Annotated in this window: 4 protein-coding genes; 2 read left to right on the top strand and 2 right to left on the bottom strand. The window is 73.3% G+C overall.

Features of this window, described 5'->3' with window-relative positions; all coding sequences use genetic code 11:
* Positions 1-395: 395 nt before the first annotated feature.
* The gene (locus ABEA15_RS25230) at positions 396-1,937 is read right to left on the bottom strand and encodes an AMP-binding protein (RefSeq protein WP_345559554.1); all 1,542 of its coding nucleotides are present in this window, start codon (positions 1,935-1,937) and stop codon (positions 396-398) included.
* 465 nt (positions 1,938-2,402) lie between these two features.
* Here ABEA15_RS25230 and ABEA15_RS25225 point away from each other — a divergent pair, with 465 nt between their 5' ends.
* Positions 2,403-3,032, top strand: coding sequence for a sugar phosphate isomerase family (locus ABEA15_RS25225; RefSeq protein WP_345559552.1), 630 nt, complete (start codon positions 2,403-2,405; stop codon positions 3,030-3,032).
* Positions 3,033-3,185: 153 nt separating this feature from the next.
* Here ABEA15_RS25225 and ABEA15_RS25220 read toward each other — a convergent pair whose 3' ends face one another.
* On the bottom strand, positions 3,186-10,436 hold the full coding sequence (locus ABEA15_RS25220; RefSeq protein ID WP_345559550.1) for a hypothetical protein: 7,251 nt from the start codon (positions 10,434-10,436) through the stop codon (positions 3,186-3,188).
* A 1,519-nt stretch (positions 10,437-11,955) separates the two neighbouring features.
* Between ABEA15_RS25220 and ABEA15_RS25215 the strand changes: the two genes are divergently transcribed.
* Complete coding sequence (locus ABEA15_RS25215; protein WP_345559548.1) at positions 11,956-12,129, top strand: hypothetical protein; 174 nt, start codon at positions 11,956-11,958, stop codon at positions 12,127-12,129.
* Positions 12,130-12,278: the final 149 nt, after the last annotated feature.

Here is a 12,278-nt window from a genome sequence, read left to right as displayed (position 1 = left end):
CCCATTTGGCGGTGTCGCGGACCCATTGCGCGCTGTCATGGGCGAAAGGGGGCATGGTCTCGCCCAACCTCCTCCCCGAAACCCAGCCGAGCGGTGTCGCCTGAAAGGGCGGTCAGCGCGACATCACAGCAACAAGGAGCCGACGTTAACACCGTCACCTGCCCATGTGGAAGTCCTTGGTGATTCGTAGCCGCCTGTGTGGCATTGTGTGGTAGGCCATATGCGGGTGTGACGCCCATCAGCGCGCCCGCCCAGACCAGGCGTTCTTTCTGACCGAACGAAACCGGGCGCACGTGCTGCAGGGGTGTGCCGTCCTCGCTGCGGCGTCGCCACGGCCTGCCGTTCGCGCGGAACGGCACGCGGAGCAGCCTTCTCAGTGCCCGGTCAGTGCCCGGTCAGTGCCCGATGCGGTCCTGCGGACCGCGGACGTCCTGCGTCGGCAGCGGTCGCTGCGGGTCGGGCGGTTCGGCGGGCGAATGCAGGGCCGGAGCCGCGGGCGTCTTCCCGGCACCGGCGATCCGGCCGGTCAGCGACGCGGAACCGTCGCCGTGGACCCGCCCCGTCAGGCCCGTGAACAGCCAACCGTCATCACGCCGCGTGGGCGTGCGGGCGGGATCGGGCCTGTTCCAATACGCCGGTGACACCGCCGCCCCGGCGACCGCCACCTCCCCGCGCAGGCCGTCGCGCAGTTCCAGCCCCGGCAGAGGGCGTCCGGCGCCGCCTTCGGCCGTCAGACCGGGCAGCCGGACTGCGATCGGCCCCGCCGCCTCGGCGATGATCCCGCTTCCCTGCACCACGGGCATGCCCGCGCCGGTGAGGAAGTCCGCCACGCGCTCGCTCACACCGCCGGAGCAGACGATCATGCGCGCCCGGCCGCCGAACCGGTCCCGCACCCGCGTATACAGCCATTCGTGCATGGCATGGGACACGCGCCCCAGCATGCCCGGGCGCTCCCGGTGGCTGCGGGCGGTCTTCACGGCGTGCTCGACCGCCGCGTCGAAGGCGCTCTTGCGGTCCCACCCCTGCTTGTCGGGCCGCTCGTGCTCCGTGGCGTGCTCCAGGGCGAAGACACGCTCGATGTGCGCGCCCCTGGCGATCGCGATGCTCGGCCCGTAGGCGCGGGTCTGGCGCATCGGCGCCGCGTGGGACGCGGGCGCGGGGAACGCCACCCGCACGCCCGCCATCAGCGACGCGATCAGCAGGCTCTGGCCGGCGGCGCCCGCCAGCGGGAGGTGCAACAGGGTGTCGGCCTCTCCGTCGGGGATCCTGTCCAGCAGCGCTCCCGCGGCTCTGACCTGTCCCGCCGCCGACGCCAGCAGGTTGGCGTGGGTCAGCACGACCCCGTGCGGCTCCGCGGACGGAGACCACGCGGCCGGGTAGGTGATCACCGCCGCGTCGGCGGCGGTCACCGCTCGGGACCGCTCCGCGACCGCGGAGGGGTCCATGTACACACCGGCCGCCGTGATCTCCTGGAGCGCGCTCGGTGCGTCCCCCGGCGGAGGGCTGTCGACCGACAGCGAGCGGACGAGGCCGGGAAGCGAGCGGCGCGCTTCGGCGAGCACCCGTCCGTGCAGCGGATGCTCGGCGACGATCATGTTCGCGCGGACGTCGTGCAGGATGTGCCAGAGCCGGGTGGGCGCGAGCCGCGGGTGGACGGGGACCACGGTGCCGCGCATCGCCCACGCGGCGAAAGCGAGTACCGCCCACTCGTAGCGGGTTCTGCAGGCGAGGACGATCCGGTCGCCGCTGTCCAGGCCGATGGCCGCGAAACCCTTGGCCGCCGCCGTCACGTCGCGCCGGAAGTCGGCGGCGCTGACACGCCGCCACCCGTCGCCGACCGGTACGGCGAACCCGGCCAGGTCGTCGCGCAGCAGCAGATCCGCGAGGCCGGAGGGCGGCCGCTCGTCATGCCGGGGCTCTGTGCGTCGATGCCGCATGTCCCGTTCCTCCTGCGGCCGTGTGGCCGCACCGGCCACAGGAGCGCGGTGCGGGGGGTGACCTGTGGGGCGATGGGGCGTGTGAGGTAGCTGACCCTATGTCGGCGGCGCCGAATCTGACTAGATGCGTTGTCGGACATCCGCACCGGACAATCAACGCTCCGCCACCCGTGGAAGGGGGCCGTCAATGGAACAGGCGCAGATCACGCGGCGTACCGGTGCCAAGGCAAGGGGCGCTCGCCGCTCCCGGCCCCCGATCGCCGCGGTCGCGGGCGAGGCGGAGTTCTCCGCTGCGCCGCGCTTTCTTCGCGGCCGGTTTGCGTTTCCAACTGTTGTGGGGCGTTTGTAACCCGTGGTAATGGTTGGTTGCCGGTGGGCGGTCGACGGTCAACCGATTCCGCACCGGATTCGCAGTGCCCGCCGACGACCACCGGTCGGTGCTCCACCGAAGGACGGGAGGCCGTAATGCCTGGACGTACGAGTGTTGCCGCAGGCAGCGCGATCGATACTGACTGTGCCGCGGACGGGTCCTCCGCGCCCCGCACCGCCGGCGCGGCTCCCGCCGCGGAGGAGCTGATCGCCGCGGCGGCACTGGACGAACTTCCCTTCAGGGGCACCGTCCTGCTGGACGCCGGCCCGGTCGCCGAGGAGTTGGCGCGTTCGCTGCCCGCCGGCGGCGACCTGACGGTGATCACCAACTCCATGCCGGTCGCGATGGCGCTCATCGTGCGCGAGGACGTGACGGTCCTGCTGATCGGCGGGCGCATCCAGTCGGGCGCCGGGGCGACCGTCGGCGGACACGGGACCGCCGGGCCGGAGGACCTCCAGGTCGACGTCGCCTTCATCACGGCCGACGGTGTCAGCGCCGAGCGCGGGCTGACCACGCGCGCTCCGGTCGAGAGTGCCGCCAAGCGGATGATGCTGCGCGCCGCGGACCGCGTGGTCGTGCTTGCCCCGAGTGAGCGGATCGGCCACGTGGAGCTGGCGCGCTTCGGCGCCCTCGCCGAAGTCGACTGCCTGATCACTGACTCGCCTTGCGACACACCGGCCGGACGCCGCGTCGGCGTGGGCGTCCAGCGCCTCACCCGCGTCTGAGCAGGCGCGGACGACTCCGCGCTCGGGGGCCGGTTCCCGGTCGGCGGACGGTGCGGGTCTCGTGCGGGGGCTCCGCGGCGGGGAAGCCGTCCCGTCCCGCGAGCGGAGCGCGTGGCCGTCGGCACCCTCCTGCGTCTCGCATCGCGGGGAGTGCTAACCGCCGGTTGAGCCGCCGCGGTGGCGTCCGGGGTTGAGCGCGTCGTCGAAGAACGCCGCGAGGTCGGAGATCGCCGGCGGCGTTTCGGGTTCCTGAGCTCCTCGCCCGGCGGTCTGCCGCCGGCGTCCCTGCTCCCCGGCCTCCTGGTTCCCGGGGGACCGCCCCTGCGGCTGCGCCCCCTGCGCCCCGGTGGATTCGGACCGCCGCACGTCGGACGACGCCTGCACCTCCGGCTCCGACTGGCCGCTGGACTGCCGCGGGGACGGCGGGACCGGCGCGGCGGCGGTGACAGGCGCGGAGGTCCGGGGGCCGGACGGCCCGGTCTGCCGTTCGGGGGATGCGGGCGGGCGGGGCGCGGCAGCCGGAGATGTCGAGCGGAACCGCTCCGGCACGGGCAGCGGGTCCGGGCCGGGGGCCCGGCCCGGTTCCGGCCCGTCCTCCTGCGGCCGCCCGGACGACTGCTGATTCCCCTGGCCCCCCGCATCCCGGCTCCGATCGGGGGCGTCGGCGGGGACCGGTTCCGCGTCGCCGCCTTCCTCGGGTCCGGTGCTGCGCGCTCTCCCGGAATCGTCGGCGGGAGCAGCGGACGCGGCCTCCGGCGCGTCCTCGGCCCGCGGGCGGTCGCCGGTCCGACCGCTCGCCCCAGACGGCGGCGGCTCCTGAACGCCGTGCTTCGGCGGCCGCCCAGTCTCGGTGCCGACGCTCTCCCCGGCCTGCTCGGCCGCCACCGCATCGGAGGCGCCGCCGTGCCGGTGGAAAGAGCGATCCGCTTCCCCGTTCCGGAACACGGACTCCGGCTGCCCGGGCTGCTCGGACCGCTGGCTCTGCTCGGGCGGCTCGCTCTGTTTGGACGGCTGGCTCTTCTGGGGCTGTCGTGTCTCGGGTTGTTCCGCCTGCCTCGACTCTGTCGGGCGCCCGGGGTCGCTGGACTGTGGCGTTTGGTCGTCGGGTGGGGCGTGTAGGTGTTGTTCTGGGTCGTTGTGTGGCATGTCGCTGGGCGTTTGTGTGCTGTCCGCGGATGTCGTCTCGCGGGCGGGCAGGTTCGGCGGTGCGGTGGTCTTGGGGCCGGTGGCCGTAGCGGCGGTCGGTCTGCCTTTCGGTTCGCCTGCGGCGACGTCTCCCGGAGGCCGCACGCTGCCGTCGTCCGTACTCGGTCGTCCGCGGGCCTCTTCGGTCGGGGACGTGGCGGGTTGTTCCCGGCGCCCTTCGCGATGCCGCTCCGCCGGGTCCTGCTCGGGACGGTCGTGCACCGGCCGCTGGTCCGGCCCGCCCGGCCCGTCCGGATCGGTCGCCGGTCGCCGCAGGCCGCCGCCCCCCGTGCCGGTCGCATCCTCCGGCCCGATCGGGGCACCGGTGGCCGCGCCCTCGACTTCCCCGCCCTCGCCGGCTTCCGCGATAGTGGACAACCCCCGCGGGCCCGGGCGCCGTAGGCGCGGGGGAGGGGCCGTCTCCGTCCGCTCCGCGCCGTCCGTCTGCACGTTCGGCTGCGGCCGCTCCGCCGGAGCCAGTAGATCGCGCACCGCGTTGGCGGTGTCGCGCCAGGAGTTCAGACTGTTCCGGTAGTCGTCGACCCTGCCCCGGTAGTCCGTGAGCAGGTTGAGGTAGCGGCGGTGGTCGTCGCTGCCGGGGCCGCCCCGGGTGGCCTGTGCGGCCGCCGGCAGCAGCGACTGCCGCGCCTCCAGAAGCGCGTCCTCCGCCGCGCGCAAATCCTCCTGCCCCAGGAGGAGGGCCGCGCGCCCGGACGAGGTCGATCGAATCGTGTCGGGGGTGATGAACCCCAGGTCGAGCGCGTCCTGCTGGGTGACCCAGCCGGTCTGCCGCGTGCGGGTCGTCCCCATGAACGAGTCGCCGGCCGGCTCGCCCGAGCGGTCGTGCCGCTGCGCGAAGGCCCCCCAGTCCACGTCGAACTCGACCAGGTACAGCGGCTCCTCGACGTTGCTCTTGTCCGTGGACGGCCCCTTCGCGGTGAACACCGGCGTGTCGGTGCCGCCGCTGTTGAACGCCGAGTGCGCTTCCAGCGAGTTGTAGTCGACCACCTGCCGCTGGAATCCGTCGTGGGTCGCATAGATCTCGGCGGCGACGGACGGCCCACCGGTGTTGCTCAGCGTCGAGGTGTGGGAGCCGGGGGCGGCGTTCCCGTGCTCTGCTCCGGACGCGCCGCTGATCGAGCCGGTGTGGGCGACGTCGAGGACGCGGGCTCCCGCGCCTCGGGGGACACCCGCCTTGAGTGCGAGCGAGGTCCGGCCCACGTCCGGCGGCCGGTAGCCGTCGGCGCCGCTCACCGCGTCCTTCCACGACGAGGCGAGCGCGATGTCGGTGAGGCTGTCGTCCACCCCGTCGTAGTAGGCGTCGCGGCCGAACTCGCCGTCGAGGAAGGCGCGCGCCGAGGCCACCCCCGCGTCCGTGTAGGCGGTGCCGTCCCTGTGGCCGACTCCCGGGCGCCACCCGTTCGCGGCCGCCAGGCCGACGTGCGCAAGGTCCTTGACCGCTTTGCCGCCGTTCTCGATCACCTCGACGAAGCCGCGTGAGGCGGCGCCCGCCCTCGTGCCGTGGGGGGACCAGTCCCGCCACCGCTCGTCCGGCCGCCGGCCCTCGGCCTCCGGGAAGCGGGCCGGGTGGCCCCCGGGCGGCACCCGGCCTCCATCGGGCTCGCCGCTCCGGAACTCCAGGTAGTGGGCGGAGTAGGTGGCGTAGGTCCGACCGCCCGGCCCTCGGCCGGTCACCCCGTTGTGCCGCACGCCGGAGTCCACCTGGGCCCACGCGTTCGGCCCGCGGCCGGGGAACGTGAGGTGCAGCGTGACCTGCGTGTCCTGGCTGACCTGCGCATAGGGAGAAACGACCGCGAGGTGGGTCGAACGGGTCCCGATGTCGGTGATGGCGCGTCCCGCGCCCTGCGCGGACGAGATCGTGTTGTCGTGCACCGTGCTGTAGGGCGTGGGGCGCGCCCCGTCGGGCATGGTGCCGGAGCCGTCGCCGGAGGGCGGTGCCTGGGTGGGGAACATCAGGGAGTTGCCCTGGACGCCGGCCGTGTTCTGGGTCGCCGAGCCCTGCATGTTCCCGTCGCTCGTCTTGGTCTGGTATCTCCGCCGGATCTCCGCCTCCCCGCCGACGGACTCGATGCGGGTATCGGTCCGGGCGACGTCCACGTCCACGACGGCGTCGACCGCCGGGGTCAGCCCGTGCGGCCGCAGGCCGCCCACGTCGGTCCGCCGGACCTTGACCGCGATGGGCCCCCGCGAGGCTGCGTGGTCCGCCAGGTCGGAGACCAGCGCCTGGCGCAGCTTCTCGCGGCTGTTCCGGGTGAGCTCGAGGTGGCTGCGCCGCAGGTTCTGGTCGAGCCGGGTCAGCGCCGGACCGGCGTCGGGAGGCGTCTGCACCTCGCCGCGCCCCTCGAACCCGGGTCGGATCCGCACGGCGGCCGCGTCGTCGACCGCGGGCCCCTCCAGCGGAGTCCGGCCGAGACCGGTGACCTCTCCGTCCCCGTTGCGCTCGACGCGCAGGCCGTCGTCGACCAGCCCGTGGGTGATGGCGCCCCAGGCGTGCATGAAACCGGAGTAGAGGTTGTCCGTGGTGGCCTGCCACCCCGAGTAGACGGCGGAGCGGTTGATCGTGGGGCCGATGCTCCAGTTGCGCGCGAACTCCGTCGCCTGCTTGACGGTCCCGGCCGCCTGGAACAGGTAGGCCCGGGGACTGGAGGGCAGGACCGTGGTCGAGCTGGAGCGCGACGCCGCGCTGGAGCGGCCCTTCGAGCTGAAGACCCAGGTCCGCTGCGCCTGCGGGCCGGAGGACCACGTCGGGGCCTGGCTGCTGCCTTGGGAAACCGGGCTACCGCCCTGGCCGGAGCCGGCGGGGGCACCGGCGGGGTCGTTCACGGCGTTGATGCGCGCCGTGGCCGATCCGCCGACGCCCGCGCTCGCGGTGCGCGTGTTCGTGATGCTGCGGTCGTGCGGCGCGTCGCTGTCCTCGGAGATGATCTCCGCCTGCACCGGTTCGGCCTTGACGCCGGAGACCTCGGGGCGGGTGTCGGTCGTGGTGCGCAGGTTGTGCGGGGAGCGCAGCCGGCTGCTGACGTCGGTGCTCGCGCGGGCGCCGTCCTGGATGTGGGCGGCCATGTTCGCGGGCGACGCGTAGTTGGGGAAGAAGTGCCGCCCGGCTGCGCTGTCACGCACCATGTGGCGGACCTTGCGGGTGTAGCCGTCCACCCACCCCTTTCCGCCGAGGCCCCACCGATAGCGGCCGCCGACGCCTTTTCGGGAGAACTGGCGGTAGGTGGCCTCGGTCATACTGATGTCGCGGCCGGCGGTGGCGGGGGTGCCGTCCCGGTCGCGGGCCTGGTCCCGGGCGTCGTCCTGCCGCTGCTCCTGCCGGAGGGGAGGCTGCGTCCGGAGGGGCGTCCGAGCCGGGCCCGCCTCGCGGAACGCGGTGGTGACGTCCGTGATCGCGGCGCCGGCGTTGCGCAGGCGGTCGATGTACGAGGGCGCCTGTCCCGGCCGGTTTCCGGGGCGGCCCGCACTTTTGATCTGGTTCTCCGCGTCGCCCCTGTCCATAGGCCGGATCACGGCCGGGTCCGCGTCGCCGGGGAAGCCGATGGTCGTGCCGTCGGGCAGCCGCGGCGTCGCGAACTCGTACCGGAGGGTTTCGGGCGTCCCCAGCTGCTTGCCGCGGTCGCGCAGGGAGCGGCCGCCGAAGTCCTGGCCGAGGTCGTCGCCGGTGTAGGTGCGCACGGTGATGGTCGACGGGCTGGTCCACATGTCCGTGGCGCCCTTGAACTGCAGCGTGTTCGCCGCGGACCCGCTCGCCGCCTGCCCCGTGCTCTCGTTGCGCGAGAAGCCGAACGTCGCCCTGAGCTTGGGGAATAGACCGGCTTCGCGCCGGCCCTGGGCATCGGGTCGCCCTTCCATGAAGTTGCCCGCGACCTGCGGTGAGACCGCCAGGCTGCCGCCGCGCCCCTTGCCGGATCCCAGGGTGGAACCGCTCTTGGACTCCAGCCCGACGCCGCGGTCGCCGGGCCCCGAGTATTGCGCGGCGCCGCGGTCGCCGAAGACGCGGACGGCCTTGACGTTGTCTTTGAACGTCGAGGACTCCAGCAGGGGGACGAGGAGCCCGTCGCGGCTGTAGAGGTCGCCGTCGTTGCCGAGCATCCCGGACTCGGAGAGGGCGTCGACGATGCGCTGGGTGTTCTCCAGGGCCGTCTCGTAGGACCTGCGCATCGGCGGGTTCTCCCGGACGGAGCGCTGCCACCAGCGGCTGTCCTCGTGCCCGGGCTTGATCGCGAAGTCGTCCTCGTTACGCGAGAAGTCCGGGAGGACGACGCCCGCGTACTCGGTGGACAGGTCGTGCAGGACCTTGCGGATCAGGCCCTCGTTCGCGGTGATGGCCCTGTCGCTGTTCGGCGGCTTCCGGAAGTACTGGCCGTCGCCCCAGGTGTAGGCGGAGGGCCTGCGGAACACCGGGGGCCGGCGGTCGCCGTCCTGCGGTGGTGCGCTGTTCACGTTGTCGGCGCGCGTGGCCGACCGTTCGCGGCCCTCGGCCCGGGGGGTGCGGGTGAGGGCCGCGGGCAAGCCTCCGGTGTCCGTACCGGTGGTCGCGTTCCGGCTGTTCCCGCCGTCCGCGCCCGCCGCCGTGCTCGGTCCGGCGGCCGCGGCCGCAGTGGCGGTGTCCGTGTTCGCGGTTGCGGCCGGGGGCGCCGCCGGCGCGGGGTTCTCTGCGCTGTGCAGCCGTTTCGCATTGCCGACGGTGGTCGTCTCGTAGGTCGTCCCCTGGAAGCGGTGCATCTCGGGTTCGCCGTCGAACTGGACGTAGTAGTTGCGCGAGACCCGGTACACAGCGGTGTCCGCGGAACCCCAGTACAGCGAGGACAGCGAGCCCGACTGGTTCCTGGAGTCGCCGTGGTGGCGCTGGACCTGGCCGGTGACCTCGACCAGGACCGGGGATATCCGGCCCGCGATGAAGTCCAGCACCGAGATGGCGATGTCCAGGCCGCCGCCCACGAGTACGCGGAAGAACGACGACTGCGACTTCCCCGAGGCCACTCCCTTGGTCGAGCCGCTCACCGACCTCAGGTCGTAGACGTTCGGCGGGTCCGGCTGGAGCTCGAAGCGGGTCGGGAACGACCAGACGTACATGATCCGCGGGCGCCCGTACCGGTCCGTTACGTAAAGGGGGAGCGGGCCGTTCGTGGTCCTGGCGATGTTGTCCCGGAACATGTCGGTCGCCAGGGTGTTCGCGTTGTCCTCGGCGGTCTGCTCAGCGATGCCCTGGCGCGTCGACGAGCTGCGGAAATAGTCCCTTGTCGGGCGCGGTCTCACACCCAGGTGGTCGTTGGTCCATTCGGTCAGCTTCCGACCGCGGCCGGGCGCCGGCGTGCCGTCGTCGCGCGGGGGCGGGTTGTACGACGGTTCGCTGACTTGGATGGGGTGCGTCTCGGTCGCCCCGCGGAAGCCGGGGCCCGGGAAGGGCTGGTGCGCGGGGTCGAAGCCGGGCGCGTTGGGATCGGCGAACGTGATCGTCCGCGGGGCGTCCGGGCGTACCCGCCCGAGTCCGCCGGGGACGTGCACATCGACTTCGAGGTGCTGCTCGCCGAGGCCGATCCGCTCTTCTCCCGGAGGTGTGAGGCCGACGTCGAGCCGCATGTCCGACCGGTAGGTGTGCAGCGGCCCCTTGAGCTCCTCCGTCGACTGGACGCCGTGCGCGTTGTTGGCGGAGAACGACACCTGGCGGCTGCGCCAGCCCGCCGTGATCCTGCCGGTCAGGCGCGCACCCACAGACCCGGTGTCGACGGGCGTGATAAGGAACGGGCTGACGAAGACGCCGATCGAGGGGCCCTTGGTCCCGCCGCTGGTGCCCGTCGCCTGGCGGCTGGAAGCGGAGCCGGAGGACTCGGCGATGCGGTTCCGCTGCTTGCTCTCCCGCATCCCGCGGGGATCGGGGGTGGTCACGGGCTGGTACCGGCCGTTCGGGCGCAGCGAGACCTCGACCTTCCAGGTGCCGCCGCCGTCGGCGCCGGGCACCTGGAACTTGAAGGACCGCGGAGCCATCACCTTGCGCATGTCCCGGGTCGACAGCCGGTCGACCTCCGCGCGGATCGCGTCGACCGGCGCGGTGCTGCGGGGAGCCGTGCCGTCCTGCTGCCCGCCGCCGTGCCGGTCGGTGTTCCCGGCCGGTCGGCGCCGGTGGTCGTTGAAGCGCCGCACCGACTCGGCGACGCTCTCGCCCAGCCCGTTGGCGCGGATCGTGTGCGATCCCATCAGGCTCGACGGGAGCAGGTGGTCGAGGTCGTACGTGCCGCCCTGATCCGGTTCCCGCCTCGGCGGAGCGCCCGGCGGACCGGGCCGAGACGACCGGTTTCGCCTGGGGAGGCCGGACCGATCGACCCGGTTGGAGCGCCCGGGCTCCGCGTCCGACACTCGACCGGTCCGGCCGACCAAGGGATCGTCGTTGTCCGGTCGGTCGCTCAGCCGTTCGAACACCGCCCGTGATTCCCCAAGCTCCGCGCTGAAGCCGCGGAACGTGCCGGATTCGTTCGGCCTCCGGTCGTTCCGGTCGAGGTCGTAAGGCTGTTCCGGCCGTTTGCCGAGAGCCTTGGAGCTGGGTTTGGACGGGGCGCGCCACTCTTCCGTGCCGGAAGAGTCGGCATCACGGACGGACGTGTCGTCCACCGGCGGCCGAGGAGTCCGTACTCCGGCTTCGGGTCGCGATCGGGGCGTGGTGCCGGACTCCTGCTCTGTCTCGGACCACCGATTCTGCGGAAGGAACTCCGGGCCCCTCATCGTGTCCGCGAAGCGGACGGACTTCTTCGGTCGGTTCCTGTCGACCGTGTCGGGTGATCCGAGCGGTCGGGCCGGTTCGGCCGGTTCGGCGTCGGTCCTGAGCGGCTCGTCGGGATGGACGGGGGGTGCGCCCCGCTCGCGGTACCCGCCGATAGCGGGTTGGGGCCGGGTGGAGCGGCCGTCTCCGTGGGAGGGTCCGTCCTCTGACTCCGGGCGCGTGTCCTGCGTCCGGGGCAGCGGAGGCCGTGTCTCCGATTCCGATTGCGGCGTGGTGCTGGTCCGCTGCCGTGTATCGGGCTGCCGGTCGTCCTGGTTCGCGTCGGCGCGGTCGTCTGCTCGCTCACCGCCTTCGGGCCGCCGACTCTGCGGCAGGTACTCCGGGGACCTGCCCCGGCTGCCGCTGTTGGGTGCGTCGGTGCTGCGCTGCCCGGTTTCCGGGGACCGCTGCCTGTTTCGGCCACCGTCCTGCGAGCTGTTCAGCTGGCTGCTGAAGTGCGAGGCGAGCGATGGAGGAGCGGCGCCGTCGGTTCCGGGGTGTGGGGCGGGCACCGGAACGCCGCCATCCGTGACCGCGGGGGCCGTGGAGTGGTCCGCCCGGTCGCCGGGCTCCGGGGGCCCGTGGTCGTCCTGCGGCTTCTCAGCGGGGGCGGACTCCGCCGCGACGTCGGTGGCCTCCCGCTCCGGGCGCTCGGATTCCCGGGGCGGAGCATCGGTGGTCTGGCCCGTCGCTCGGGTGGTGTCCCCGGAGCCGCCTTCTTCAGGAAGGCTGCTGGAGACGTCGGTCAACTCGTAGACGTCCTTGTCGCCGCGGCCGTCGTCGTCGGGCAGGGGGAGGGGGTCCTCGGCCGGCTCGGGGTCGGGCGTGCGCTCGGCGGGGTGCGCTGGGGGCGCGGGCTGCGCCTGGTCGCGTGAGGTCTGATGGGTTTCGCCGCCGCTGGTGTACGGGGGCGGGGAGGGCGGCGGGGGGCCGCCGCCGGTGCCGAGGGTCTCGGTGGTCGTGTCCGGGGTGGTGCTGCTCGGCGCCTGTCCGGTGCCGGAGTCGGCGGGAATTTCGCCGCTGGAGTCGCGGGTGTTGCCGGGGGTGGTGTTGCCGGAGGTGGTGCCGCCGGCGGTGGTGTTGACGGTCGGGCCCGTGCTGGTGGGGCCGGTGGCGGGTGGTGGTGGGGCGTAGGCGAGCGGTGGGGCCTCGGTGGTGGCCTGCGTGGGGGTCTCGGCAGGGTCGGGGAGGTCGGCATCCCGGTCGGGCTCGGATCCGGTCGGGTCCTGGTCGGTGGTGAAGACGTCGCGTGAGTTGGCGGCGGGTTGCGCGATGGGTCCGTC

This window comes from Streptomonospora halophila, assembly GCF_039542725.1.
GTDB lineage: Bacteria > Actinomycetota > Actinomycetes > Streptosporangiales > Streptosporangiaceae > Streptomonospora > Streptomonospora halophila.
Note: the sequence above shows the minus strand (reverse complement) of the source record. Positions and strands in the feature narration are given on the sequence as shown.